General features: G+C 72.6%; 26 protein-coding genes. 13 read left to right on the forward strand and 13 right to left on the reverse strand.

What is annotated here, in order from left to right:
* Nucleotides 1-87: 87 nt before the first annotated feature.
* From BLW86_RS10215 to BLW86_RS10240, 6 genes are all read right to left on the reverse strand, one after another.
* The gene (locus BLW86_RS10215; RefSeq protein WP_093873744.1) at nt 88-507 is read right to left on the reverse strand and encodes a tautomerase family protein; all 420 of its coding nucleotides are present in this window, start codon (nt 505-507) and stop codon (nt 88-90) included.
* A 36-nt stretch (nt 508-543) separates the two neighbouring features.
* Nucleotides 544-1167, reverse strand: a complete 624-nt coding sequence (locus BLW86_RS10220; protein WP_371129667.1) for a LuxR C-terminal-related transcriptional regulator — start codon at nt 1165-1167, stop codon at nt 544-546.
* Nucleotides 1168-1252: 85 nt separating this feature from the next.
* Nucleotides 1253-2182, reverse strand: coding sequence for a DMT family transporter (locus BLW86_RS10225; RefSeq protein ID WP_093873746.1), 930 nt, complete (start codon nt 2180-2182; stop codon nt 1253-1255).
* A gap of 157 nt (nt 2183-2339) precedes the next feature.
* On the reverse strand, nt 2340-3272 hold the full coding sequence (locus BLW86_RS10230; protein WP_256341278.1) for a LysR family transcriptional regulator: 933 nt from the start codon (nt 3270-3272) through the stop codon (nt 2340-2342).
* A 37-nt stretch (nt 3273-3309) separates the two neighbouring features.
* On the reverse strand, nt 3310-4227 hold the full coding sequence (locus BLW86_RS10235) for a TIGR03619 family F420-dependent LLM class oxidoreductase (RefSeq protein ID WP_093873748.1): 918 nt from the start codon (nt 4225-4227) through the stop codon (nt 3310-3312).
* On the reverse strand, nt 4224-5555 hold the full coding sequence (locus BLW86_RS10240; protein ID WP_093873749.1) for an MFS transporter: 1332 nt from the start codon (nt 5553-5555) through the stop codon (nt 4224-4226). Before BLW86_RS10240 ends, BLW86_RS10235 begins: the two co-directional genes overlap by 4 nt.
* 224 nt (nt 5556-5779) lie before the next feature.
* On the opposite strand from BLW86_RS10240, the gene BLW86_RS10245 reads away from it, so the two are divergent.
* Nucleotides 5780-7414, forward strand: coding sequence for a glutamate--tRNA ligase (locus BLW86_RS10245; protein ID WP_093873750.1), 1635 nt, complete (start codon nt 5780-5782; stop codon nt 7412-7414).
* Nucleotides 7415-7432: 18 nt separating this feature from the next.
* Here BLW86_RS10245 and BLW86_RS10250 read toward each other — a convergent pair whose 3' ends face one another.
* The 3 genes from BLW86_RS10250 to BLW86_RS10260 are packed head-to-tail and all read right to left on the reverse strand — an operon-like array spanning nt 7433 to nt 10330.
* Nucleotides 7433-8809 carry a hypothetical protein gene (locus BLW86_RS10250; RefSeq protein WP_093873751.1) on the reverse strand — a complete coding sequence of 459 codons (1377 nt, stop codon included), beginning with the start codon at nt 8807-8809 and terminating at the stop codon, nt 7433-7435.
* Between the two features lie 18 nt (nt 8810-8827).
* Nucleotides 8828-9790 (reverse strand): hypothetical protein, encoded by a 963-nt coding sequence (locus BLW86_RS10255; RefSeq protein WP_093873752.1) that lies wholly within the window; start codon nt 9788-9790, stop codon nt 8828-8830.
* A 54-nt stretch (nt 9791-9844) separates the two neighbouring features.
* A complete protein-coding gene (locus tag BLW86_RS10260) occupies nt 9845-10330 on the reverse strand; it encodes a hypothetical protein (RefSeq protein WP_093873753.1) in 486 nt (161 codons plus the stop codon).
* A 668-nt stretch (nt 10331-10998) separates the two neighbouring features.
* Here BLW86_RS10260 and BLW86_RS10265 point away from each other — a divergent pair.
* From BLW86_RS10265 to BLW86_RS10280, 4 genes are all read left to right on the forward strand, one after another.
* Entirely contained in the window at nt 10999-12207 is a 1209-nt protein-coding gene (locus BLW86_RS10265) for an RCC1-like domain-containing protein (protein ID WP_093873754.1), read from the forward strand.
* Nucleotides 12208-12221: 14 nt separating this feature from the next.
* Nucleotides 12222-13391: an RCC1 domain-containing protein gene (locus tag BLW86_RS10270; protein WP_093878602.1), complete on the forward strand. Its 1170-nt coding sequence runs from the start codon at nt 12222-12224 to the stop codon at nt 13389-13391.
* Nucleotides 13392-13407: 16 nt separating this feature from the next.
* Complete coding sequence (locus BLW86_RS10275; protein ID WP_093873755.1) at nt 13408-14583, forward strand: RCC1 domain-containing protein; 1176 nt, start codon at nt 13408-13410, stop codon at nt 14581-14583.
* A 114-nt stretch (nt 14584-14697) separates the two neighbouring features.
* A complete protein-coding gene (locus BLW86_RS10280) occupies nt 14698-15696 on the forward strand; it encodes a TAXI family TRAP transporter solute-binding subunit (RefSeq protein ID WP_093873756.1) in 999 nt (332 codons plus the stop codon).
* Between the two features lie 10 nt (nt 15697-15706).
* Here the strand turns inward: BLW86_RS10280 and BLW86_RS10285 are convergent, their stop codons facing one another.
* Complete coding sequence (locus tag BLW86_RS10285; protein ID WP_093873757.1) at nt 15707-17113, reverse strand: sensor histidine kinase; 1407 nt, start codon at nt 17111-17113, stop codon at nt 15707-15709.
* Nucleotides 17114-17131: 18 nt separating this feature from the next.
* Nucleotides 17132-17845 carry a response regulator transcription factor gene (locus tag BLW86_RS10290; protein ID WP_093873758.1) on the reverse strand — a complete coding sequence of 238 codons (714 nt, stop codon included), beginning with the start codon at nt 17843-17845 and terminating at the stop codon, nt 17132-17134.
* A 284-nt stretch (nt 17846-18129) separates the two neighbouring features.
* Here BLW86_RS10290 and BLW86_RS10295 point away from each other — a divergent pair, with 284 nt between their 5' ends.
* From BLW86_RS10295 to BLW86_RS10325, 8 genes are all read left to right on the forward strand, one after another.
* Nucleotides 18130-18915, forward strand: a complete 786-nt coding sequence (locus BLW86_RS10295; RefSeq protein WP_093873759.1) for an amino acid ABC transporter ATP-binding protein — start codon at nt 18130-18132, stop codon at nt 18913-18915.
* A 54-nt stretch (nt 18916-18969) separates the two neighbouring features.
* Complete coding sequence (locus BLW86_RS10300; RefSeq protein WP_093873760.1) at nt 18970-19791, forward strand: glutamate ABC transporter substrate-binding protein; 822 nt, start codon at nt 18970-18972, stop codon at nt 19789-19791.
* A 121-nt stretch (nt 19792-19912) separates the two neighbouring features.
* Nucleotides 19913-20587, forward strand: coding sequence for an amino acid ABC transporter permease (locus BLW86_RS10305; protein ID WP_093873761.1), 675 nt, complete (start codon nt 19913-19915; stop codon nt 20585-20587).
* Nucleotides 20584-21474, forward strand: coding sequence for an amino acid ABC transporter permease (locus tag BLW86_RS10310; protein WP_093873762.1), 891 nt, complete (start codon nt 20584-20586; stop codon nt 21472-21474). Before BLW86_RS10305 ends, BLW86_RS10310 begins: the two co-directional genes overlap by 4 nt.
* Nucleotides 21475-21697: 223 nt before the next feature.
* Nucleotides 21698-23386 (forward strand): FAD-dependent monooxygenase, encoded by a 1689-nt coding sequence (locus tag BLW86_RS10315; RefSeq protein WP_093873763.1) that lies wholly within the window; start codon nt 21698-21700, stop codon nt 23384-23386.
* Between the two features lie 47 nt (nt 23387-23433).
* Nucleotides 23434-23505 (forward strand): putative leader peptide, encoded by a 72-nt coding sequence (locus tag BLW86_RS44030; RefSeq protein WP_310851512.1) that lies wholly within the window; start codon nt 23434-23436, stop codon nt 23503-23505.
* 97 nt (nt 23506-23602) lie between these two features.
* Entirely contained in the window at nt 23603-24151 is a 549-nt protein-coding gene (locus BLW86_RS10320) for a cupin domain-containing protein (RefSeq protein ID WP_093873764.1), read from the forward strand.
* On the forward strand, nt 24148-24555 hold the full coding sequence (locus BLW86_RS10325) for a rhodanese-like domain-containing protein (RefSeq protein WP_093873765.1): 408 nt from the start codon (nt 24148-24150) through the stop codon (nt 24553-24555). The genes BLW86_RS10320 and BLW86_RS10325 overlap by 4 nt, the downstream gene beginning before the upstream one ends.
* A gap of 180 nt (nt 24556-24735) precedes the next feature.
* Here BLW86_RS10325 and recX read toward each other — a convergent pair whose 3' ends face one another.
* Both recX and recA read right to left on the reverse strand, forming a co-directional pair.
* Nucleotides 24736-25302, reverse strand: coding sequence for a recombination regulator RecX (gene recX / locus BLW86_RS10330; protein WP_093873766.1), 567 nt, complete (start codon nt 25300-25302; stop codon nt 24736-24738).
* A gap of 4 nt (nt 25303-25306) precedes the next feature.
* Nucleotides 25307-26443, reverse strand: a complete 1137-nt coding sequence (gene recA, locus BLW86_RS10335; protein WP_093873767.1) for a recombinase RecA — start codon at nt 26441-26443, stop codon at nt 25307-25309.
* Nucleotides 26444-26531: the final 88 nt, after the last annotated feature.

Consider the following 26531-nt stretch of genomic DNA (forward strand, 5'->3'; position numbering starts at 1 on the left):
CCGCACCCCTTTACGGGGCACCGGAAATACGGAAGGCGCCGCACCGTGAATACGGTGCGGCGCCTTCCGCCGGATGGAATACGGAATTCAGCTCGCCCGGGCCGCCTCGGCGACGAGCTCGTCGATCTTGGCGCGGCGGGTCAGTCCGCCGTTCACGGCCCAGTTCCCCTCCGGGATCTCGTTCACGACGAGCCAGACGACGGTGTCGGGTCCCGTCGCCTCGTGCACGTGCCGGGTGACCTCGACGGCCAGCGCCTCGTTCCGCTCGGGGGTGAGGAAACCCTCCAGGGGCGTGACGACGACCAGGACGCCCGGGGGCCGGCCGGCGCCGGTGGTCGCGAGCCCCTTGGCGGCCTCGCGGACGTACACCCAGGTGGCGGCGGCGAAGAAGTCGGTGTGGGGCAGCTCCATGGCCGTCAGCACGGAGTCGGCGACCTGCTGCTGCAGGACCTCCGCGGCGGCCTCGGAGAGGGTGCCCTCGGGAACGGTGATCTCGACCAGCGGCATGGTGACTCCCCTTCGTCTGTGGGTGGGACGGACTGATCAGCAGGCCAGCGCGGCTTCGAACCGGTCGATGGCAGCGGCCAGTTGGGCGCGCCTGCGGATGTCGAGCTTCCGGTAGATCCGGGTGATGTGCAGCTCCACGGCCCGGGTGGAGACCGTGAAGGACTCGGCGATCTGCTTGTTGGTCAGGCCGTCGAGCATCATCGTGGCGATGCGCCGCTCGTGGGCGGTCAGCTCCTCACGGGCGCTCGGCGGGGCGAGCGGCGCGACGGGTGCCGGCACGCCCCCGCGTATTCGCTCGTGGGTCCCGGCCCCTCCGGTGGACCGTTCGAGACCGGCCAGCACCACGTGGCCCATGAGGGCGTTCCATTCCCTGACCCGCAGTTCGCCGATGACCTGCGCCTGTGCGTACGGGTCGGCGTACAGCACCCTTAAGAGGGTGCGGCGGTCGGGGGCCTCGCAGACGAGGAACTCCCCGGTGCCGTCCCGCCAGGGACCGCCGCCGAGCAGAATGCCGCGCGCGGCCATTCTTTTCCAATAGGCCCGGTGAGCTTCTCCGAAACTCAACCGGTCCGTCTCATTGCCACGGAAAACGAGTTCGACCACAAAAGCCACGTGCGACTCCCCATAAAGGCCGGGTGTTTCCGCTTGCGACGCTACCACCCGACGCCCGCTCCATTGGTGAACGCAATATTGCGGATGACGGCCCGGCATTTCTGGGTTCCTGGGTCCTGCTGAATGCGTCCGGCTAATCGACAGCCGCCGGCGTCGGTACGGGGGCGGCCCCGGGGGCCGGCTCGGCCGCCGGCTTCGGCTTGCGCCGCAGCAGACCGGTGGCGGCGAGCACCGCCACCGCGCCGAGCCACACGGTCCAGCCGAGCGGTTCGCGCAGCACGACGGCGCCGAGCACGACGGCCACCGCGGTCATCAGATAGGTGACGGTGGAGGCCACCGTGGGCCCGTCCTTGATGATCAGCTCGAAGTTGAGCAGCGCGGCGAAGCCGGTGCAGACCACGCCGAGGACGAGGACCGAGATCACCGAGTCGGCGCGCCAGGTCACGGCCTGGAGGCCGAGGAACGGGAAGGCGGCGAGGAGCAGCACGGTCGCCACGCTGAGCTGCCCGCCCGCCAGCATCAGCGGCGGAATGCCCTTGCCGACGAGGAACTTGCCCATGTACGCGAAGCTGGCGCCGAAGCTGATCGAGCCGAGGACGAAGCAGAGGATGCTCCAACCGGTGCCCGCCGAAGCCGCGTTCCAGGGCGAGGCGATGAGCGCGGTGCCTCCGAGGCCGAGCAGCACACCGCCCGCCTTGAATCCGGAGACCCGCTTCTCCTGGCCGAGGAGCAGGGCGGCCGCCAGGGTCCAGATCGGCGCGCTGCCGTTGACCACGGCGGCGACGCTGCTGGAGCCGGCGATCTCGCCCTCGGCGTAGAGGGTCCAGGGGACGGCGTTGCCGAGGAGCGCGGCGACCGTCAGGTGTCCCCAGGTGGCGGGCTCCTTGGGCAGCCGGAGCCCCTTCGCGTAGCCGATGGCGAGGATGACGGCGGCGCCGAGGGCGAGCCGGATCAGCACCATCTGCACGGGTGAGAAGCCGTATCCGGCGATCTTGATCCACAGGAAGACGGAGCCCCAGATGAGGCTCAGCGCGGCCAGCCGCGTGTACGTGGCTTTGGACATGGGTGTTCCCGATCCAGGAGGAGAGAAGTCGGAGGAGAGGAGGCGCGCGAAGTGGTCCGCGGTACGGGAACGAGCCTCGCAGCGGCAGCCGGAGGGGTCCAGCAACGGCTCGTGGACGGTACCTTCCACGAGCCGTGGCGAATCGTGTTCCGCCTGGTCAGGCGGCGACGGCCGCCCGGGCCACCGTGCGGAGCGCGTCCAGGACGGCGGCGATCTCCGGGGAGGTCTGGCTGCCCTCCCGTACGGCCGCGAAGACCGTGCGGGACGGGGCCTGCTCGCTGAACGCGCGGATCGTCACCTCGGGCCGCGGCACCGGCTTGGCCATCCGCGGGACGAGCGCGACCCCGAGGCCGAGGCGCACCGCCGCCAGCGTGGCGTCCCAGTCGCCGATGGCGTGGGAAGCCTGCGGGGTGAACCCGGCGGCCGTACAGGCGGCGACGCCGATGTCGTGACACAGGCCCGTCGTCGCGAAGATCCAGGTCTCCTCGGCGAGGTCGGCGAGGAGCAGCCGGGGGCTGCCGAGGAGCCGGTGGCCCTCCGGCAGGGCGATGTCGAAGGGGTCCTCGCAGAGCGCGACCCGGTGGAACCGCGCGTCGAAGCGCCCGTCCTCGCCCGCCGCTCCGGGGCGGTGCGCGGCGTCCGCGGAGATGACGACGTCCGTCTCGCCGCGGTGCAGCATGGAGAAGCTCTCCGGCGGGTCGACCTCGGCGAGCGAGGTCCGCAGGAGCGGCCGACTCTCCCGCAGCCGGGCCACGGCGGGCAGGATCAGCGCCGAGAGGGTGGTGGAGAAACCGGCCACCGCGACCTCGCCGCGCTCGCCGCTACCGTGCGCGGCGAGCTCCGCCCGCATCTGCTCGACCTGAGTGAAGACGGCGTCGGCGTGCCGGAGCACGATCCGCGCCGCGCCGGTGAGGCGCAGCCGGCGCCCGGACGGTTCGGTGAGCGGGACGCCCAACTCCCGTCCCAGGGCGCTGATCTGCTGCGAGACGGCCTGCGGGGTGAGGTGGAGGGCCCGGGCGGCGGCGCTGACGGTGCCGCGCTCGCTGAGTTCCCTGAGCACGCGCAGCTTCCGCAGGTCCAGATCGGTCACGTCCCGCACCCCTCCCCCGCTCTCCGCCGGCGCTTTCTCATCGTACGCAGCCGGCGTCCACGTCGATGACCTCCTTGACCAGTGTCTCCAGGACGTCCAGGTCCCGCGCCGTGCGCCCCGCCTCCCGCCGGTCGCCCGGGTAGGTGGGGTCGAGGACGACGGCCCGGGCGCCCAGGTCCTGGAGGAGTCCGAGGTCGTCGGCGATCTGCTCCCGGGTGCCCTCGCCGAGCAGCCGGCCCGGGCCCAGCGGCCGGGACGTGACCCGCAGCTTGATCCGGGGGCAGAGGTCGGGCACCGGCAGTTCCTGCTCCTCGGCGACCTGGCGGAGCGTGGGCAGTCCGACGCCGAGGAGCCAGTCGCCGGAGACGGAGGTGGGGTGCCAGGCGTCGCCGAGGCGGACGGCCCGGCGCAGCGCCCCGTAGCTGTGGCCGCCGACCCAGACGGGCGGTCCGGGGCGCTGCACGGGCAGCGGCCCGGTGTGGACCTCGCGGAAGGAGACGTGGGCGCCGTCGAAGGAGGCGACCTCGTCGGCCCAGCAGGCCTTGATGGCGGCGAGGTACTCGTCGCTGATGGCACCGCGCTTGCGGTACGGGACGTCGAGGACGGCGAACTCCCGGGCGGCCCAGCCGGCCGCCGCGCCGAACACCAGTCGGCCGTTGCTGAACCGGTCGATGTTGGCGGCGACGCGGGCGGTGTGCACGGGGTGCCGGTACGGGAGGATCGTCACCGTCGTGCCGAGTCCCACCGTCCTGGTGACGCCGGCGAGCCAGGCGAGGGTCGCGAAGGGGTCGTAGAACGGGGCGGGGAAGAGGTGCTGGACGTCCGGGGTGAGCGCGACGTGGTCGGAGACCATGGCGTAGTGGTAGCCCATCGCCTCGATCCGCAGCGCCCAGTCGGCGAGGGCGTCGGGGGTGGCTTCGGGGCCGTAGTTGGGCAGATTGACGCCGAATTTCATGAGGCGTTCCTTTCGGGGGCCCCGGCCGCGGGCGCGTCCGCGGCTCCGGCCCCGTGGGCGTGGTCCGGGACCTGCGGTCCGGTCCCGTGGGCGTGGTCCGAGACGTGCGGTCCGGTCCCGTGGGCGTGGTCCTGAAGGGGTGACCCAGTGACGCGCCGGGCCACCGCGAGGTGGAGGAGGACTCCCGCGAGCGCGACCGCGGCGGCCAGGAGCGGCAGCCGGCCGGCGTCGAGCCCGTGGGCGAGGGCGAGGCCGCCGAGCGCGGAGCCGACGGCGCCGCCGAGGTAGGTGGCGGAGCTGTTGAGGCCGACGGCGGCGGCGCCGCCCTCGCCGGAGCCTCCGGGGCCATCGGAGGCTCCGGTCCCGGAAGCCTCCCCCGCCAGGAGCCGGTGCTGCTGCGGGACGACGAAGGCCCAGCCGACCGCGCCCCAGACCAGCAGGGGCAGCAGGACGAGGCCGGGCACGGCGCCGGTCCACGGCAGCAGCGCCAGGGCGCCGCCGAGGATGCCGAGGAGCACGACGGCGAGGCGGGCGGGGCGTCCCGTCCGGTCGACGAGGGTGCCGGCGAGGAGGCTGCCGCAGACCCCGCCGATGCCCCAGACCCACAGGTACGGCACCGCGCTGCTCACGTCGGCGACGCGGCGCAGCACCGGTTCGAGGTAGGTGTAGAGCCCGAGGCTGGCCACGGTCTGGGTGAAGGTGACGGCGACGACCACGGCGACCCGGGGGCGGGCGAGGGCGCCGAGCCGGGCCCGCAGCGAGGGCGCGGCGGCTCCCCGCACGGGCGGCAGCGCCGTCGCGACGCCGAGCAGCGCGACCAGGCCGAGCCCGGTGATCAGCCACAGGGCGGCCCGCCAGCCGGAGGCGGCCGCGACGAGCAGCCCGAGCGGCACGCCGAGCACGGTGCCCGCGCTCATCCCGCCGAGGACCAGGCCGAGGGCGCGCCCGCGCCGCTCGGGTGGGACGAGCGCGACGGCCGCGGTGGCCGCCGCGGGGGTGAAGAGGCCGGCTCCGGCGCCGGCGAGGGCGCGGGTGCCGAGGAGGGCGGCGTACGAACCGGCGAGCGCCGTACCGGTGTTGGCGAGGACGAAGACGACGAGTGCGGTGACGAGGACCGTGCGGGTGCCCCAACGGGCGAGGACGGCCGAGAGGAGCGGCGCGGCCAGCGCGTAGCAGAGGGTGAAGGCGGTGACGGACTGGCCCGCGAGGGAGACGGAGACGCCCAGGTCGGCGCCCATGTCCGGGAGCAGTCCGGCCATCGCGTAGGCGTCGGTCCCCATGGCGAAGGAACCGAGTGCGAGCAGGCCCACCGCGCGCGTGCCTCCCATCACACCCCCTTGTGGTCGTCGTCGGGAACGGTCCTCGTACGGAAGCGGTTCGCGTACGGAGCGGTCCTCGGGACGCTACTGACCGGGCATCCCTCCCGCAGCCCACAACGCCGAAGAGGGTTCGGAGTTCCGCAGCCTCCGGCCCTCGCTCCGCTCGGATCGGCCGGTCACCGGCCTACGGTGGATCTCTCCAGGAACCCTGGTTCTCCAGGAGGGAGTCCACCGTGCTCGACCTGTCCGTCATCAACGCGATGTTCCCGCCCGATCTCCCGGAACCGGCCGACTGGGAGCGGCGGTTCGGGCCGCGCGCCCTGCCGGACGGCGCCGAGGTCACGCGCTTCGCCCCGAGCCCCACCGGACACCTGCACATCGGCGGCCTCTACACGGCGGCCGTGGCCCGGGCGCTCGCCCGTCAGTCGGGCGGGGTGCACGTGCTGCGCGTCGAGGACACCGACCGGTCCCGGCAGGTGGCGGGCGCCGCGGAGGAGTTCTCCCGGCTGCTCGGCGCCTTCGGCCTCGCCCCGGACGAGGGGGGCGCCGCCGGGGGCGGGGCGTGGGGACCGTACCTCCAGTCGGAGCGCCGGGACATCTACCTCAGCCATGTGCGGGACCTTCTTCGCCGCGACCGCGCCTATCCCTGCTTCTGCGGCAAGGACCTCCTCGCGCGGAGCGCGGAGGAGCAGCGCGCGGGCCGCTCCCCGCTGGGCTACTACGGGCGGTGGGCGCCGTGCCGGACGCTGGCGCCGGAGGAGGCGGCGCGGCGGCTCGCGGCCGGCGAGCCGTACGTGGTGCGGTTCCGCTGCCCGTACGAGTTCCCCGGCCGGGTCCGGTTCACGGACCGCATCCGGGCCTCCGTCACCATGCAGGACAACGGCAACGACATCGTCCTCCTGAAGTCCTCCGGGGAGGAACTGCCGCTGCCGACCTACCACTTCGCGCACGTCGTGGACGACCATCTGATGCGGGTGACGCTGGTGGTGCGCGGTGAGGAGTGGCTCTCCTCGACCCCGGTCCATCTGCAGCTGCACACGGCGCTAGGGTTCGAGCCGCCCACGTACGCGCACCTCGCCCCGCTCATGAAGGCGGAGGGGCCCTCGCGCCGCAAGCTCAGCAAGCGCAAGGACCCCGAGGCGTCGGTGGACTACTACCTCTCCGCCGGTTATCCGCCCGCCGCGGTCCAGCACTATCTGCGGGGCCTGGCCAACATCCGGCTGATGGACGTGCCCACCGCCGAGGCGCTCGCCGCCGACGTCCGGCTGGACGGCATGCGCCCCTCGGGTCCGCTGCTCGACCTGCCCAAACTGCACTCCCTGAGCCGCGAGTTCATCGCCTCGCTCACCCCTCGGGAGCTGTACGCGCAGCTGCTCGCCTGGGCGCGGGAGTACGACCCCGAGCTCGCCTCCGTCCTCGCCCGCCACGAGGACCTCGCCCTGGCGGCCGTGGCCACGGGCCGGCCGGAGGGCGCGCCCGCCCGCAAGGACCTGGAGCGCTGGTCGTGCTTCCGCGACCGGTACGGCTTCTTCTTCGCGGAGCTCTTCGGGCCGGCGCCGACGCCCGGGGACGACCGCTACGGCGGCCTCGCCCCGGACCTCGTGCGGCGGATCGCCGCCGACTTCGCCGCCGTCTCCCCCGACGAGTGGTTCGCGAAGCTCGGGGAGATCGCCGTGCGGCACGGCTTCGCCCCGGACACGGCCTCCTGGCGCCGGGACCCGGACCGCTGGGCGGGACCGCCGAGGACGGTCGCGAACGTGGTCCGGGTCGCGCTGACGGGCGCCACCCGCAGCCCGGACCTCTTCGCCGTGGCCCGCGCCCTGGGCCGGGACGAGGTGGTGCGCCGCCTCACCGCCGTGGCGGGGTGAGGCGGCGGGCGGCGCCGGCTACTCCAGCGGCAGGCTCCGGGCCGAGGCGCGGACGCCCGGGGCGGTCGGCACCGGCGCCCTGAGGAGGCCCTTGTCGCTGGAGCTCGCGGGCGCGTCCGCCCCGACCGGGGTCGTGGTCATGGGGCGGTCGGCGGCGCAGCGCTGCTTCTCGGCCTCGGACATGGGCCCGGTGCGCTGGAGCAGCCGGTCGGGGACGGCGCGGGAGGGCCCGTCGACGACGGCGTGCAGCCGGTAGTCGTCCTTCTTGCTGACGAACCAGCCCTCGACCCGTTCGCGGCTCGGCTGCATCTCGACCCAGCTGACCTCGCCGGGCTGGATCCGCTCCACGACGGTCCGCTGGTCGCTGCTGAACCACTGCCAGGGCCGCTGCCAGCCCTTCTCGTACGCCTGGGAGAACTGTCCGGCCATCGGCCGTTCCTCGATCCGCTTCTCGTCCTCCGTCCGGTCGCCGCTGGTGGGCAGCCGGGCCACCTCGGGGAGTGGGAGGCCGGCGTCGGCGTACGTCTGGGAGATGCTGTCGTGGCTGCGCTCGGAGTACGAGAGGACGCGGCTGTGCTCCAGGGTGTTGCGGGTGCAGTTGACGTAGGCCTCGCCGACGACGCGCGCCCGGTCGTAGTAGCGGAAGGAGGTCCGGGTGTCGGGCCGGAACACGCAGGCGTTCTCGCCGTTGCAGGCGGCGGCCGCGTTGTGGAGGCTGCTCTCCCGTTCGTTGCCCTTGTACGCCTCCGAGGTGCCGAGGCGCGTCTTGTCGACGGTCTTGTCGACGGCGGGCGGCACCTCGACCGCCCGGATGCGGGCGACCATCGGGGAACAGGTCACGTGGGTGCGGGAGTCGGTGACCCGTGAGGTGAAGGTGAGCACCGGCTCGTTCTCGCCGGCGGTGAACACGTAGGCGCGGCCTGTCCAGCGGCCCTTGCCAGGCGTCCCCTTGGCCCGGTCGGGGTCTCCGGCGGTGGTGACCTCCTGGACCGGGCCGCCGGAGCCGGAGACCGCGTACGGCTGACCGTCGACGACCTGTTCGCCGGTGCACTCCTTGGAGACGGCGGGGCTGTCCTCGTAGGTCACGGTGACCCTGGCCCCCGCGCGGACCCCGCGGAGCCGCTGGCGGAGGGTGTTGCCGTCCTTCTGGAGGGCGACGCCGTGGGAGGCGTCGGTGCGGCCCGAGGCGGTGGGCGAGTAGCGCTGGTTGAGGCCGGTCCAGAAGTCGATGCCGACGGTGGTGGGGCCGTCGCCCCTCATGACGGGGTCGGCGAAGTCGCCGTTGAGGACGGGGACGGTCTGCTCGGCGGGGGCGGCCGAGGCGAGGGGTGTGACGGGCATCAGGAGTCCGGCGGCGCCGAGGACGGCGAGGGCCGGGAGCGTGGTGCGGTTCATGGGGGTTCTCCTCCCGGGTCAGGAAGCGTCGGCGGGCAGGACGACGACGCTCTTCGGCTCGGCGCCCGCGGGCACCGCACGCGCGGCGGGGACCTCGGCGGCGGAGACCGGACCGGGTCCGGGAGCGGGCGCGGGGCCGGGTCCGGGCGCCGGGGTGGGCGCGGTGTTCCCGGTGGGCCGCGTGCCGCCGCAGACTCCGGCGGGCGCGGCGTACGTCTGGGCGATGAACGTGCTGCTGGTGACCATCGAGGGGCTGTCCACGACGATGCCGATGATCCGTTGCCCGGTCTTGGCTACGAGGCTGCCGGCCACCCGCCGCATGGCGGCGTTCGCGCCGAAGACGAGCATGTCGTGCGCGTGGACGGTGGTCTTGTAGACGGTCTCCTCGCTGGCCTCCACCGTCCAGGACTTGGAGTACGTGGCCTTGAACGCGGCCTCGAAGGCGAGGCGCGCGGTCATCGAGCCGGACGCCGTCGCACCCCCGGACACGGTGGTCTTGTTGCCCATGGACGAGGTGGGGCCCTTGTCGAGCTGGGGCGTCTTGTGTTCCATGGCGGTCTCGTTGGCGAGACTGCCGGTCACCTGACCGGTGGCCCCGACGGTGCCCTCGGCGGTGATCGTCCCGGAGATCTCGCCGCCGATGTTGTCGGTGGTGCCCGTCTTCAGGGTGACGGTCCGCTCGACGGCCATGTCGCTCTGGGTGCAGTTGATCACCGCGTTGCCGAGCGACTTCACCGTGGTGACGTACTCGCGGCTCAGCTTGGGGTCGATCCGGAAGGTGCAGGCGGAGCGCTCGGTCCGGCAGTGCTTGAGGACGTCGTCGACCTTGGCCGGGCGCCCGTCGGCGGTGAGGGCGCGGGGTACGGGGGTTTCGCCCGGCCCCTCCTCGGCGGCGGCGGGCGTCGCGAGGGAGGCGGCGGCGAGGCCGAGGAGGACGGAGAGGGCGGGCAGCAGGGCGGCGCGGCGAGTGCACGCGGGCATGACGGAGGTTCCCTTCGGGACGGATGGGAGCGGGGACGTGGCGCGGGGTGCGGCTCAGCCGCCGAGGAGCCCGCAGAGCTGGTCGACCGGGAAGGGGGACTGCCCCGGGTCGGTGGAGCCCTGCGGCAGCGAGCCGGGGAAGGACTCGCAGGTCGAGGTGACGGCGTCGGCGGCGTTGTCCGTCGGCGCGGTCTCGTTCTTCTTGATGGTGTCCTTCATGTCACCGAGGTCCTGCTCCTCGGCGGCACCCTTGCCGCCGGTCAGCTTGCCCATGCAGGAGGACGAGCCGGGCGGGCACTCCTTGAGCTTCTCCTCGGCCGCCTTGATGTCCTTGTCGGCCTTGGCGGCCGCCTCCTGGTTCTTCTTCTGCTGTTCCTCGATCTTCTTGGCCTGATCGGCGTTGTGCTCCTTGTCCTGACAGGCCTGGTCGTCGGGCTTGCACTCCTCGGCGTACGCGGCGGGGGCCAGGGGCAGGCCGAGTGCGGCGGCGAGGACGGCGGCGGTCAGCACACGACGTGCCGATGCCATGCGTGCGGGCATGCGAACTCCCTTGGGACAGGGGTGAGTTGGATGGCTCGGATGGGGACGCCAGGGGCGGACAGGGGACTGTCCTCAAGATCACCGAGCGCGCTCCGACGCTAGCCGCCGTCGCCTCGGCGCCCCGGCAGGACACACGGTGCGGCGCGCGCCGACGGGCCCGCTCACCGCTTCGGCGGAGCGCACTCGGGGAGGCCGCCAGGGGCGGGGCCCGGGCCCGTCGCAAGCCGCCTCGCGGGCCCGTCGCTCCACCCGTTCGCAGGGAATCCGGGGCGCCGGTGAGAGGGCGGTCCGCCGTACGGGGCGGGGACCCTCACTCCCCCGGGCGCCGCCGTTCGGCGGCCCGCCGACAGCGGCCCCGAGGGGTCCCGCGCGGCGCGGCCGGAAGGCGTACGCGCCCCCGGCATCACGTCCCCGAACGGGCGTCCGTCAGACGGGTGTTTCAGCGATTCCGGCTCGCCCCGGTGATCGTTTTCGGTCAGTCTGCTCCTGTGCCCGACGGCCCGTCCCGGTCGTCGCACCCGGCCGTGGGCGCCCCATGCCCAAGGGCCCGGCACGGCCTGTCCGCATGACCCGCGCCCGGCCCGCGCACGCCTCCGCCTTCCCCGGCGGAGCCATCGGCCGACCGGGCGCAGCGCTCCCGTATGTCCCCATCGAAGGAGAGCAGAGCCATGTCCCGTACACGCCGCAGTCCCCTGCGTACCCGCTTCCGAGGCCTGGCCGTCCTCACGGCCGCGACCCTCGCCGCCGTACCGACCACCCTCGCGAGCGCCAACGAGGGCAATCCGACCGTGCTGAGCTGGGGCGCGGGCCGCACCGGCCAGCTCGGCAACGGCACCCTGGCCGACAGCCTCAGCCCGACCTCGGTCACCAGCCTCTTCCGCGGCGACGTCGACCAGGTGTCGGCCGGTGGCACGTCCTCGGCCGACTCGTTCGCCCTCGCCCGGACCGACAAGACGGTCAAGTCCTGGGGCCACAACTCCTCCGGCCAGCTCGGCAACGGCGGCAACACCAATCAGACCGTGCCCACCACCGTCCCGCGCCTGACCAACATCAAGGACATCGCCGCCGGCGGGAAGCACGCCCTGGCCCTCGACACGAGCGGCCAGGTCTACTCCTGGGGCGACAACGCCTACGGCCAGCTCGGCAACAACCGCACCGGCGACAGCCGTACGGTCCCCGACCGCGTCCAGGGCATGCCGAAGGTGAAGCAGATCTCGGCGGGCTGCGACTTCAGCCTCGCCCTCCTGGAGAACGGCAAGGTGTACGCGTGGGGCCGCGGCATCCACGGCCAGCTGGGCAACGGCTCCCGCGCCACCAGCTCCGTGCCCCGGCAGGTCACGGGCCTGGAGAACATCGTGGAGATCGACGCCGGCTGCCACCACGCCCTCGCGCTGACCGCCGACGACACGGTCAAGTCCTGGGGCTACAACCTGTACGGCCAGCTCGGCAACTCCTCCACCAAGTCCGCCACGCTCCCCGTCGACGTCGACTGGCTGGAGGGCGTCTCGGACATCGAGGCGGGCGCCTTCCACAACTACGCCAAGACGAGCGACAGCCACGTCTGGGGCTGGGGCAACAACCAGTACGGCCAGCTCCTCGAGGGCGACGAGGCCTTCGGCGACAACGTCTCCCGCACCAACCGCACCGCCCCCGTCGAGATCCCGCGCCTCGAGGGCGTCCAGCACCTCGCGGCGGGCGCCCGGCACGGCGTCGCGGTCACGGCGGACGACGTCTTCACCTGGGGCCACAACGGCGAGGGCCAGCTCGGCAACGGCACGACGGTCGCGCGCTTCGAGTCGGTGAAGATCCTCAACGAGGGCTCGGCGATCAAGGCGGTGGCCGTGTCGCTGGGCGGCAACACGACGTACGCGTACTGAGGCCGGTGAACGGCATGTCGTACGTGTACGTGCGCGGAATCGCGACAGCCCTTGCCCTGATGGCGCTCACGGGTCAGGCATACGCCGAACCGAGTGATCCATGGGTGCGGGCCTGGGGCCTCAACAGCGCCGGCCAGCTCGGCAACGGCTCCACACTCGACCAGCAGACGCCGTCGGCCGTCACGGGCCTCGCCCGGGACGACGTCCAGCAACTCGCGGGCGGCGGTCTCTCCGACGTGACGTCATTCGCGGTCGCCCTGCTGCACGACGGAACCGTCCGGTCCTGGGGCGGCAACTCTGCAGGGCAGCTCGGCGACGGCACCACGACGTCGAGGTCGTTCGCGGCTTCGGTCGCGGGACTCTCCGGCGTCTCCTCGGTGACCGCGGGCGGGAACTTCGCCCTCGCCGTGCGCGGCGGGCGGGTTCTCGCCTGGGGCGACAACAGCTACGGGCAGCTCGGCAACGGCGCCTCGGCCGCTGCCAACGCTCCCGCGACGAGCCGTCCCGTCCGCGTCCAGAGCCTCGACAAGGTGAAGGACATCGGCGCCGGATGTGCCCACACGGTGGCCCTCCGTGAGGACGGGACGGTCTGGACCTGGGGCCGGAACAGCAACGCCCAGCTCGGCGACGGTTCCACGACCGACCGGAACACGCCGGGGCGCGTGGCTGGCCTCTCCGACGTCGTCGGCATCGCGGTGGGCTGCCACCACACCCTCGCCCTCCTGGCGGACGGCTCCGTCCGGGCCTGGGGCCGGAACGCCAACGGACAGCTCGGCAACGACTCCACCGAAGCGAGTCCGGTCCCGGTGCCCGTCCACCACCTGGAGAACGTGGCGTCGGTCCACGTCGGCGGACACCACAGCCTCGCGGTCCTGGACGACGGCGGCGTCCGCGCCTGGGGCTGGAACGCGGACGGTCAGCTCGGTGACGGCAGCACCGTCAACCGGACCACTCCCGTCCCGGTTCCCGGCCTCACCGGAGTGACGTCCCTGACCGGCAGCTGGAAGCACACCCTTGCCCTCCTCGACGACCAGTCCGTCCTGGGCTGGGGCGACAACGGCTCCGGCCAGCTCGGCAACGGCACCACCTCGCCCTCCCTGTCCCCCGTCACTGCCCTGCCCCCGGGCAGTGGAACGACCCGCGTGGCGACCTCCACCTCGTGGAAGACGAGCTACGCCTACTGAAACGAAAGGCACGCAGATGACCCCACCCCTGCGTCTCCCCCTCCTCGCCGCACTGTCCCTCGCGGCGCTCACCGCCTCCGCCCTCCCCGCCCAGGCCGGCACCGACCCCTGGGTCCGCGCCTGGGGCGAGAACGCCCAGGGGCAGCTCGGCAACGGCAGCGTCCTCGCCCAGCAGACTCCCGCACCCGTCAGCGGCATCACCCGTGACGACGTCCGCGAGCTCTCCGGAGGCGGCGGCGGCGCGGCGGCGGCCGCCAACCCCTTCGCCGTCGCCCTCCTCAAGGACGGCACCGTGAAGAGCTGGGGCGCCAACACCACCGGCCAGCTCGGCAACGGCACCACCACCGCCCAGTCCTTCCCCGCGACCGTCGCCGGACTCTCCGGCGTCAGCGAGGTCTCCGCCGGCCTCAACCACGCCCTCGCCGTCAAGGGCGGCCGCGTCCTCGCCTGGGGCAGCAACGCCTCCAAGCAGCTCGGCACCGGTCAGGACACCACCAACCCGTACAAGGCCCCGATCCCCGTACAGAGCCTGGACAAGGTCAAGGACGTCGGGGCGGGCTGCGACTTCAGCGTGGCGCTCCGGCAGGACGGCACGGTCTGGACCTGGGGCAAGGGCGACAACGGACGCCTGGGCACCGGCAACAACACCACCCGAGAGACCCCGCAGAAGGTCCCCGAGCTCGTCGACGTCGAGTCCGTCGCCGTGGGCTGCGACCACGTCCTCGCGCTCACCGCCGACGGCGTCGTCAAGGCCTGGGGCAAGGGCGCGGAGGGCCAGCTCGGCAACGACTCGACCACGGACAGCAACAAGCCGGTGGACGTCGCCTACCTCGACTCCGTGGCCAGGATCTTCGCCACCTCCGCGTCCGGCTTCGCCGTCCTCGACGACGGCAGCCTGGCGGGCTGGGGCAAGAACACCGACCGGCAGCTCGGCGACGGCACCAACGCCAACCGCACGACCCCCGTCGTCCTGGACGCCCTCAAGGGCGTCCAGAGCATCGCGGGCGGCGCGGACTTCACGGTGGCGGCGCTCGACGACGGTTCGGTCATCGGCTGGGGCGCCAACGCGGCCGCTCAGCTCGGCGACGGCTCGACGACGACGCCCCCGGGCACGACCGTGGCGCTGCCGCCGGGCAGCGGCATCACCCACGTCGCGACGACGATGACGGGCAAGTCCGGCTTCGCCTACTGACGAAGCCTGCCGAGGGGCCCGGGGGCCCGTGCGCGCGCCCGCACGGGCCCCCGGCACCGGTCTCCGCACCGTCGAACCTGGCCAGGGACGGCGGTGAGCTGGCAGGATCGCCGCATGTTCCCCTCCCTCTCCCGCGCCGCCCGCCGCCGTGTCCTGGCGGTCTCGGCCGCGCTGCTCGCGCTGTGCGGGGTGCTGGTGTGGTGGCTCGTCCCCTTCCGCTCCCCCGCCCCGAGCGGCTCGGTCACCTTCAGTACGGGGGTCCCCACCGGCGTCTACCAGCAGTACGGGGAGCTCCTCAAGAACGCCCTGGCGCAGGACCTGCCCGAGGTGTCGATAGCGCTCAAGGCCAGCGAGGGCTCCCAGCAGAACCTGGCCCGGGTCGCCACGGGCGAGGCCGACTTCACGGTCGCGACGGCCGACGCGGTGGCCCAGTACCAGCGCGAGCGCAGGCCCGGTTTCGAGCGGCTGCGCGGCTGCGCACGGCTCTACGACGACTACGTACAGCTCGTCGTGCGCAAGGGCTCCTCGCTCCAGAAGGTCCGGGACCTGCGCGGGCTCCGGGTCGGGGTCGGCCAGCCCGGCTCGGGCGTGCGCCTGATCGCCGACCGGGTCCTCGCGGCCGCCGGCCTGACCCCGGACCGGGACGTCGTGCCGGTCTCGGCGGGCATCAACACGATGCCGGAACTCCTGGAGCGGGACGAGCTCGACGCCTTCTTCTGGTCGGGCGGACTGCCCACCCAGGCGGTGCAGACGCTGTCCGAGCGCTTCCCGGTCCGGCTGATCCCGCTGGACGCACAGCTGGTCGACCGGCTGCACGACGTCGGCGATTCGACCCGGTACTACCGGTCGGCGGTGATCCCGGCGGACGCGTACGCGAAGGCGCAGGACGGGCTGCCGGTCGAGACCCTGGCGGTGGCGAACCTGCTGGTCACCACGGTGGACGCCGACGACGACCTGGTCGAGGGCTTCACCCGTACGGTGATCAGGAGCCGGGACGGGATCGGCCGCCAGGTCCACCCGGCCCAGCTGGTGGACCTGCGCACCGCCGTGTACACGGAACCCCTGAAACTCCACGACGGCGCCCGCCGCTACTACCAGTCGGTGAAGCCGTGAGGCCGGGGCCCTAAAGCGCGTCCCGCTCCGCGGGCGCGTGCCGGGGGACGGTGACCGTCACCCGCAGGCCGTGCGGCTCGTTCGGGGCGAAGGTCACGTCTCCGCCGCCCGCCGTCAGCAGGACGCGCGCGATGGAGAGGCCGAGGCCCGAGCCCTTGACGTTCTGGTGCCGGCCCGAGCGCCAGAAGCGGTCGCCGACCCGGCCGAGCTCCTCCTCGGTGAGGCCCGGCCCGTGGTCGGCGACGACCACGGCGACGGTCGACCGGTCGGGGACGACCGTGACCGTGACCTCCTCCCCGGCGGGGGTGAACTTCAGCGCGTTGTCGATCACCGCGTCGAGGGCGCTGGAGAGGGCCACCGGGTCCGCCCAGGCGGTGACCGCGCCGCACTCCCCGGTCAGCGTGACGCCCTTGTCCTCGGCCACCGGACGCCAGGACGCGACCCGCTCGGCGGTGAGCGCGCCGACGTCGGTGAGCCGCAGCTCGGCCGCCGCGTGCTCGGCGAGCGCCAGGTCGAGGAGGTCGTCGAGGACCTGGGCGAGACGCTTGCCCTCGGTCCGTACGGAGGCGATCTCCTCGTTGCCCTCGGGGAGCTCAAGGGCGAGGAGCTCGATCCGCAGGAGCAGCGCGGCCAGCGGGTTGCGCAGCTGGTGGGAGGCGTCGGCGACGAAGGCCCGCTGCTGTTCGAGCGCGTCCTCGACGTTGTCGGCCATCTCGTTGAACGAGCGGGCGAGGCGCCGCAGTTCGGGCGGTCCGCCGGTGGCGGCGACGCGCGAGTTCATCCGCCCGGTGGCGATGTCGTGGGTGACGGCGTCGAGGACGCGGACCGGCCGCAGCACCCAGCCGGTGAGCCGGAAGGCGGCGCCGACGGCGAGCAGCATCGCGGCGGCCTCGCCCGCGAAGATCAGCAGCCAGCCGCGCAGGATGCGGGAGCGGAGCTGTCCGGTCGGCGAGTCGGTGACGACGACGGCGACCACGTCCCCGTCGCGGACGACGGGGGAGGCGATGGTGAGCCGCGCGCCCCCCTGCCAGGGCCAGACCTGGGGCGGGTCGTGGCTGCGGCGCCCGAGCAGCGCCTCGTTGAAGGCGCGCCGGCCCTCCCCGTCGTACGGGACGACCCAGTCCTCGGGGGCGGCGGCCATGGCGCGGTTGTCGCGGTAGAAGATCCCGGCGCGGATGCCGTACACGTCGTGGTAGCTGGCGAGTTCGCCGCCGAGGGTGGCCTGCCGCTCGTCGGTGCCGGGGCTGCTCTCGCTGACGAACTGGGCGAGGGCGGCGAAGCGCGCGGCGTCGTCGAGCCGGTCGACGACGACCCGCTGCTGTTCGGACGCGGCGAGGCTGGCGGCGAGCGGGAAGCCCAGGGCCAGCAGCACGCCGGCCATCAGCACGATGAGCAGCGGGAGGAGTCGGGTGCGCACGTCAGGGGCCGTCGGGGATCACGCGGCGGGGGCGACGAGGCGGTAGCCGACGCCCCGCACGGTCTCGATCAGGGCGGGCATCCGCAGCTTGGAGCGCAGGGAGGCGACGTGCACCTCCAGGGTGCGGCCGGTCCCCTCCCAACTGGTGCGCCAGACCTCGCTGATGATCTGCTCGCGGCGGAAGACGACGCCGGGCCGCTGGGCGAGGAGGGCGAGCAGGTCGAACTCCTTGCGGGTGAGCGGGACGCTCTCGCCGTCGACGCTGACCCGGCGGGTGGGCAGCTCGATGGTGACGGGGCCGAGCCGCAGCACGGTCCCCTCGGCGGTGCCCGTGGTTCCGCCGGTCTCCTCGGCTCCGGTGCTGCGCCGGCTGACGGCGTGGATGCGGGCGAGGAGCTCGCCGGGGTCGTAGGGCTTGACGACGTAGTCGTCGGCGCCGAGGTTGAGCCCGTGGATGCGGGAGCGCACGTCTCCGCGCGCGGTCACCATGATCACCGGGGTGGTGGTGAGCTTCCGGATGCGGCCGCAGACCTGGTAGCCGTCCTGGTCGGGCAGGCCGAGGTCGAGCAGGATCACCCCGTAGGAGGGCCGCTCGCCCTGGGCGGTGGGCAGGACGGCCTGGAGCGCCTCCTCGCCGTTGCGGGCGTGGGTGACCGTGAAGCCGTGCTTCGCGAGGATCGCGGAGAGTGCGGCGGCGACGTGGTCGTCGTCCTCGACGAGCAGCAGTCGCATGCGTACCTCCTCCGTGATGATTCCGTGGTGATCTGCCGATGGCGGCTCTCTGTGTACCAGGTGGTACCAGGGCATGAACACCGAACATGGGTGTCACAGTCAAGTGTCCCCCTGTTACGCCGCCGTTTCCGTTACGGACCCGGTACGGCCCGGGGAGTCGCCTTCACGCCCTGTGTCCGGTTGCGGCCGTATCGTTATCCTCAATTTCCGCTCAGATGTGATGACGCTCATCACATCGGGTCTCTAGTGTCCTCCCCAACCGAGGAGGACGGAGCAAGAGGCCGATGAGCGGAGAGTCAGTGTCCAAGAGTCCCGAGGCCACCCCGCGTGCCGCGGACGATTTGGTCGTACTGTCCGACGTGAACAAGCACTTCGGCGCGCTGCATGTCCTCCAGGACATCGATCTGACGATCGCCCGCGGCGAGGTCGTGGTCGTCATCGGACCCTCCGGGTCCGGCAAGTCGACGCTGTGCCGCACGATCAACCGGCTGGAGAGCATCGACTCCGGCACCATCACCATCGACGGCAAGCCGCTGCCGCAGGAGGGCAGGGAGCTCGCCCGACTGCGTTCCGACGTCGGCATGGTCTTCCAGTCGTTCAACCTCTTCGCGCACAAGACGGTGCTCGAGAACGTGATGCTGGGCCAGATCAAGGTCCGCAAGACGGAGAAGAAGGCCGCCGAGGCCAAGGCCCGGGCCCTGCTCGACCGGGTCGGGGTCGGCACTCAGGCGGACAAGTACCCCGCTCAGCTCTCCGGTGGTCAGCAGCAGCGCGTGGCGATCGCCCGCGCGCTCGCGATGGACCCGAAGGTCATGCTCTTCGACGAGCCGACCTCGGCCCTCGACCCGGAGATGATCAACGAGGTCCTGGAGGTCATGCAGCAGCTGGCCCGGGACGGCATGACGATGGTGGTCGTGACCCACGAGATGGGCTTCGCGCGCTCCGCCGCCAACCGGGTGGTCTTCATGGCCGACGGACGCGTCGTCGAGCAGGCGACGCCCGAGGAGTTCTTCAGCAACCCGCGCAGCGACCGGGCCAAGGACTTCCTCTCCAAAATCCTTCACCACTGAGCGGGTTCTCGACCTAGTCTTCCCAACTCACGCCTACTCAAGGGACTTTCCTCCATGAAGCTTCGCAGCGTCTCCGCCGCCGCCGCGGCCGCCGTCGTCCTCGCCCTGACCGCCACCGCCTGTGGCGGCGGCTCCGACTCCGGCAGCAACGGCGACAAGATCAACATCGGCATCAAGTTCGACCAGCCGGGCCTCGGCCTGAAGACCCCGGACGGCACGTACGCCGGTTTCGACGTCGATGTCGCCAAGTACGTGGCCAAGGAGCTCGGCTACGCCGAGGACAAGATCAACTGGAAGCAGGCGCCCAGCGCCGAGCGCGAGAACCTGATCAAGAACGGTGACGTGAAGTTCGTCGTCGCCAGCTACTCGATCAACGACAAGCGCAAGAAGGAGGTCGACTTCGCGGGTCCGTACTTCCTGACCCACCAGGACCTCCTCGTCCGCGCCGACGACAAATCGATCACCAAGGTCGAGGACCTCAACTCCAAGAAGCTCTGCTCGGTCACCGGCTCGACCTCCGCGCAGAACGTCAAGGAGAAGCTCGCCCCGAAGGCCGACCTCCAGCAGCTCGGCGGCTACTCCGAGTGCCTCACCGGCCTGGAGAACAAGGCCGTCGACGCCCTGACCACGGACGCCTCGATCCTCGCGGGCTACGCCTCGCAGAAGGAGCACCAGGGCAAGTTCAAGCTCGTCGGCCTGAAGATGAGCGACGAGAACTACGGCATCGGCCTGAAGAAGGGCGACGACGAGCTGCGCGGCAAGATCAACAAGGCGCTGGAGAAGATGGTCTCCGACGGCACCTGGGAGAAGCTCGTCAAGCAGCACTTCGGCCCCTCCGGCTACAAGTACGAGCCCGCGCCGAAGGTCCAGAACTGACCCACCCCGCCCGAAGCCGTGACGGCCGCCCCGCGCACGGGCGGCCGTCGCGCCGGCACCGGCCGCCGCCCACGCGGCGGCCTCCACACCGACCGACCACCAGGGGAGAGCGCGGGGCATCGTGTTCGACTTTCTTGATTCCGGGCAGTACGACCTGCTCGGCGCCTTCTGGGTGACGGCGCAGCTCGCCCTCTACTCGGCGATCGGCTCGCTGGTCTGGGGCACCGCCCTGGTCGCCATGCGGGTCAGCCCGGTCCCGCTGATGCGGGGCTTCGCCACCGCGTACGTCAACATCGTCCGGAACACTCCGCTGACGGTGGTCCTCGTCGCCTGTCTGCTGGGCCTCAACCAGACCCTGCTCATCTCGCTCGGCGCGGACCGCTCCGAGGACATCGGCTTCCGGCTGGCCGTCCTCGGACTCGTCGCCTACACCGGCACCTTCGTCTGCGAAGCGCTGCGCTCGGGCATCAACACCGTGCCGCCGGGTCAGGCCGAGGCCGCCCGCGCACTGGGCCTGAGCTTCACCCAGGTCCTCCGGCTCGTGGTCCTCCCGCAGGCCTTCCGCGCCGCGGTGACCCCGCTCGCGAACGTCCTGATCGCCCTCACCAAGAACACCACCGTGGCGGCCGCGATCGGCGCCGCCGAGGCGTCGCTCCTGATGAAGGAGATGCTCGAGAACGAGACCGACGCGCTCTTCGCCGTCTTCGCGATCTTCGCCTTCGGCTTCATCGTCCTCACCCTCCCCACCGGCCTCATCCTGGGCTGGGCGGCCAAGCGACTGGCGGTGAAGCGATGAGCTCCGTCCTGTACGACACTCCCGGCCCGCGCGCAAAGCGGCGCAACGTCGTCTACACGATCGGCTTCCTCGCGGTCCTCGCCCTGGTGGCCTGGTGGGTGCTGGCCGCCCTGGACGCCAAGCACCAGCTGGACACGGCGAAGTGGAGCCCGTTCGTCACCGACTCCGAGGTCTGGACGACGTATCTGCTGCCCGGCCTCACCGAGACCCTCAAGGCCGCGGCGCTCGCCATCGTGATCGCCCTGCCGCTCGGCGCGGCCCTCGGCATCGGCCGGCTCTCCGACCACCGCTGGGTACGGGTGCCCGTCGGCGTGCTCGTGGAGTTCTTCCGCGCCATCCCGGTGCTGCTCCTGATGATGTTCGCCAACCAGGCCTACCGGGAGTTCACGACCGTCAGCTCCGACTTCCGCCCGCTGTACGCGGTCGTCACCGGTCTGGTGCTCTACAACGCCTCCGTCATCGCCGAGGTCGTCCGGGCCGGCGTGCTCTCGCTGCCCCGGGGCCAGGGCGACGCGGCCGTCGCGCTCGGCATGCGCAAGGGCCAGACCATGCTGTACGTCCTGCTGCCGCAGGCCGTGACCGTCATGCTCCCGGCCCTGGTCAGTCAGCTCGTCGTCATCGTCAAGGACACCGCGCTCGGCGGCGCCCTGCTCGGCTTCGGGGAGCTGCTCAGTCAGAACCGGCAGATCACGGCCAACTACGGCGCCAACACGATCGCCACCCTGGTGGTCATCGCGCTGATTTACATCGCCCTCAACTTCCTCCTCACCGCCCTCGCGGGCCGCCTGGAGAGGCGGCTGCGGCAGGGCAGGAAGTCCCCCTCCGTGACTCTCCCCGCCCAGGCGGGAGCCACCGAGGTGAAGTCGGACGCCGTCAGCGGCGCCTGACTCCGGAGGGCGTCCGCGGGCCTGTGGGGGCCTGCGGGGGCCTCCGTGGACCGACCGGGGTGGGCCGGAGCGGTACTGACCCGAGGTCAGCCGCACCGCGCCCACCCCGTCGCTTGACGCGGGCATCTTCAGTGGGTTGCATACGGTCTGTGATCAACCACCGGGCTCGTGCCACACTCAGCTGTGCTGCCCTCATGACCGTCCGGCCTTCAGGAGCCGCGCCGTGGACCCGGTGATCATCGTGGGCGCGGGGCCGGTCGGCCTCGCGCTCTCCCTCGCGCTCGCCGCGCAGGGCGTGCCCAGCGTCGTCCTCGACGAGGGCACCGGCAAGGAGGAATCCCGCCCGGCACGGAGCGTCGTCCTGCGCGCCGACATGGCCGCGATGGTCGAGCGGCTCGGCTGCACGACCCTCCGTGACGAGGGCGTCCGCTGGATCGGCTGGCGCGGCCTGCGCCGCCGCCAGGAGGTGCGCCGGATCACGCTCGACCTGGGGCTCGGCGGCACGGAGGAGTGGTCCGAGGACCCCGACGCACCCGCCTCCCCGGCCGCCCCGCTGCACATCCCCCAGCACGCCCTGACCCGTGGACTGCGCGACGCCATCTCCCGGCAGAAGCTGATCCGGCTCGTCACCGACTCCCGGCTCGACACCGTCGAGCAGGACCGGGACGGGGTCGTCGCCCACACGCGCGGCCCGGCGGGCACCTGGTGGCGCGGCAGCCACCTCGTCGGCTGCGACGGAGCCCGTTCGACCGTACGCAAGCTGCTCGGGATCCGCTTCCCCGGCCGCACCGCGGTGGAGCGGCACGCCGTGGCCGCGCTCCGCACCGAACTCCCCTGGCCCGGCGAGGCCCTGTTGCACCGTCAGCCCCCGTGGCGCGGCGCGGCCGAGGAGATCACCGCGCGTCCGCTGCCCGACGGGGTGTGGCGGATCGACTGGCTGCTGCCGCCCCGCGGCGACCTGGTCACCCCGGACGTGCTGGTCGCCCGCATCCGCGAGACCCTGGCCGGCTGGTGCGACGGCGTGACGCCCCCGTACGAACTGATCGACACCGGCGTCCACACCCTCCACCACCGGCTCGCCCGCCGCTGGCGGGTGGACCGGGTCCTCCTCGCCGGGGACGCGGCGCACCTGCTCGGCGCGGTCGGCACCCAGGGCCTCGACGAGGGGCTGAGGGACGTGGACAACCTCGCCTGGAAGCTCGCCCACACCTGGCACCACGGCGGCTCGGACCGGCTGCTCGACAGCTACCAGAGCGAACGGCGGACGGCCGTCGCGACCCGGCTGCGCGCCGCCGACCAGTCGCTGCCGGTGCTGCGCGGCGGCGGGGGCCTGCGCACGTACCTCCCCGGGGCCGCGCGCGGCCACGACGCCCTGCTGACCGACGGCCACGTGGGGCGCGGCCCGCTCGGCGCGCCCCCGGCGTACCCCCACTCCCCCCTCGCGCCCCCGTACACCGAGGGACAGGCGCCCGTCGGCACCCCGCCGGGCGCCCCGGTCGAGGACGTCCGCGTGACCGCCCCCGACGGCACGACCGTACGGCTCCGGGACCGGCTCGGTCAGGGCCGTCTCCTGGTCCTCCTGGTCGCGCCCGGCACCGGGGTCTGGGACCGGCGCCACTGGCGGACCGCGGGGGTGATGCCCCGGCTCGAAGAGGCCGTCCAGGCACTGCCGGTGAAGGCCGAGGTCCTGGTGACGGAGGCCTATCCGGGAGCCGCGGCCCACGCCGTCCTGCTCGTACGGCCCGACGGGCACCTCGTCGCCTCCTTCTCCGGGGTCCGCCCCGAGGAGCTGTACGCTGCGGCGGACGCGACCCGGGGCGGCCCGGCCGACGACGGGGCTCCCGCCGAGGAGACCGCGGCCGTGTCCGTGGCGGCGTCCGGGAAGAGCGACCGCACGGCGGACATGCATTGATTCCCGCAGGCGCGCATGGTGTACTCCGGAGCGTGACCGACACCGATGTGCGCCTGTGGCGGAGGGTCCATATGGACCTCCTCCGCTATGCGGGCTGCGTGTGTCGCCCGTCCTGCTGATCTCGCCCCTTTCCCCGCGCGCGCCCCGCCGCTGACGCACGTCCGTGTGCCGTGTGCCGTCGCGCGCGCTCTTCCGCGAACCTCAGGACGGTCATCCGTGCCCCAGCACGCCTCCCCCCTTCCCCCTCCCCTCTCCTCCCCCTCTCCCGCCTCCGCCCCGACCTCGGCCGAACTCCTCGACTTCGTCCGGCGTACGGCGGCCGACCAGGAACTCGTCGACTCCCTCCCCCTCGACCCCGAGGGCCGCACCTGGGCGCGGCTCGACGGCCCCGGCGGCAGCGAGGCCTGGCTCATCGGCTGGCCGCCCGGCACCGGCACCGGCTGGCACGACCACGCCGAGTCACTGGGCGCCTTCGCGACCGCGCGCGGGACGCTGACCGAGAACGCGCTCGCGGTCCGGCTGCCGGCGAGCGGCTGGAAGACCCTGGAACTCACCGACGGCCTCGACCGCTCGCGGCGGCTGTCGGAGGGCACCGGCCGGGCCTTCGGCCGCCACCATGTGCACGAGGTGCTCAACGAGTCCACGGACACCCACGCGGTGTCGGTGCACGCCTACTATCCGCCGCTTCCGCTGATCCGGCGGTTCAGCCGGACGGGCGCGGTGCTGCGTCTGGAGCAGGTCGAGCGCCCGGAGGACTGGCAGTGAGCGAGGAGCGGGTGGGCATCGACGAACTCCTGGAGCGGGTCAGGTCGGGCATCGACCGGATCGAGCCCCGGGCCGCCTACGAGGCGTACGAGGCGGGTGACGCGCTCCTGGTCGACACGCGCTACGCGGCCCTGCGGGAACGGGACGGCCTGATCCCGGGCACGCTGGTCGTGGAGCGCAACGAACTGGAGTGGCGGCTCGATCCGCTGGGCAGCCACCGCGCGGCGGAGGCCGACAGCCACGACCTGCGGGTGGTGGTCCTCTGCAACGAGGGCTACGCCTCCTCCCTCGCGGCCGAGTCCCTCCGCCGCCTGGGCCTGCACCGGGCGACGGACCTCATCGGCGGCTTCCAGGCCTGGAAGGCCGCCGGCCTCCCGGTCCTCCTCCCGGCCATCCGCACCTGAGCCCCCGGCCCGGCCGGCCGGAGAACCCCTACTCCTCGCGCACGCCTGAGCCCCGGCCCGGCCGAGCGGAGAAGTCCTACCGCTCGCACGCGCCCTGGCGGGGCCTCCGGCCCCGACGGGGTCAGCTCCCCCGCGTGGTCTGACGAGTCCTTCTGTCCCCCCGTGTCAGAAGGACTCGTCTCAGAAGGACTCGTCCAGGCCGTCCGTGTCCTCGCCCTCGGCCTCCAGCGCCTGGCGGACGACGCGGAGGGCCATGCCCTCGGGGTATCCCTTGCGGGCGAGCATCCCCGCGAGCCGTCTCAGGCGCCGGTCGCGGTCGAGGCCACGGGTGGCGCGCAGCTTGCGGTCCACGAGCTCGCGCGCCGTGGCCTCCTCCCGCTCGGAGTCGAGCTGGTCCACCGCCTCCTGGATGAGGGCCGGCTCGACGCCCTTGGTGCGCAGCTCCCGGGCGAGCGCCCGGCGGGCGAGGCCCCGGCCGTGGTGACGGGACTCCACCCAGGCCCCCGCGAAGGCGGCGTCGTCGATGAGACCGACGTCCTCGAATCGGGAGAGGACCTCCTCCGCCACCTCGTCGGGGATCTCCCGCTTGCGCAGCGCGTCGGCCAGCTGCTTGCGCGTGCGGGGGTTCCCGGTGAGCAGGCGCAGGCAGATCGCGCGCGCCCGCTCAGCCGGGTCCTGGGGTGACAGCTCCTTCTCGGCCCTCGACGAGTCGGGGCTGTCACCCGGCCATTCGGTGCGACCGGTCACGGGTTCAGCTCTTGACCGCGGTGGCCTTGGTCGCCTTCGCGGTCTTGCCGGCGGAGGCCGGGACGCTCTTGGCGGCGTCGTCCGCACCGGCCGCGTCGGCGGCGCCCGCCGCGTCGGCGCCCGGCTCGGCCGAGGGAGCCTCGGGCCGGACTCCGACGCCCAGCTTCTCCTTGATCTTCTTCTCGATCTCGTTGGCGAGATCGGGGTTGTCCTTCAGGAAGTTGCGGGCGTTCTCCTTGCCCTGGCCGAGCTGGTCGCCCTCGTACGTGTACCAGGCGCCGGCCTTGCGCACGAAGCCGTGCTCCACGCCCATGTCGATCAGGCCGCCCTCGCGGCTGATGCCCTGGCCGTAGAGGATGTCGAACTCGGCCTGCTTGAAGGGGGGCGCGACCTTGTTCTTGACGACCTTGACGCGGGTGCGGTTGCCGACCGCGTCCGTGCCGTCCTTGAGGGTCTCGATGCGACGGATGTCGAGGCGCACCGAGGCGTAGAACTTCAGGGCGCGGCCACCGGTCGTGGTCTCCGGCGAGCCGAACATCACGCCGATCTTCTCGCGGAGCTGGTTGATGAAGATCGCGGTGGTCTTGGACTGGTTGAGCGCGCTGGTGATCTTCCGGAGGGCCTGGCTCATCAGACGGGCCTGGAGACCCACGTGAGAGTCGCCCATCTCGCCCTCGATCTCCGCACGCGGGACGAGCGCGGCGACGGAGTCGATGACGATCAGGTCGAGGGCGCCGGAGCGGACGAGCATGTCGACGATCTCGAGGGCCTGCTCGCCGTTGTCCGGCTGGGACAGGATGAGGTTGTCGATGTCGACGCCGAGCTTCTTGGCGTACTCGGGGTCGAGGGCGTGCTCGGCGTCCACGAAGGCGACCTGGCCGCCGGCCTTCTGGGCGTTGGCCACGGCGTGCAGGGTCAGGGTCGTCTTGCCGGAGGACTCCGGTCCGTAGATCTCCACGACACGGCCGCGCGGCAGGCCGCCGACGCCGAGGGCGACGTCGAGGGCGGTCGATCCGGTGGAGATCACCTCGATCGGCTCCTGGGTTCGGTCGCCCATGCGCATCACGGCGCCCTTGCCGAATTGGCGTTCAATCTGTGCGAGCGCGGCGTCGAGCGCCTTCTCGCGGTCGGTTCCTGCCATGGGTTCCACCCGGTTTGCTTGAGTCGATCGCTTCATGTGAAAGACGCTAACCCCTGCCACTGACAATGGGCCCCGACGTCCCCTCCGC

Source organism: Streptomyces sp. TLI_105 (genome assembly GCF_900105415.1).
Lineage (GTDB): Bacteria > Actinomycetota > Actinomycetes > Streptomycetales > Streptomycetaceae > Streptomyces.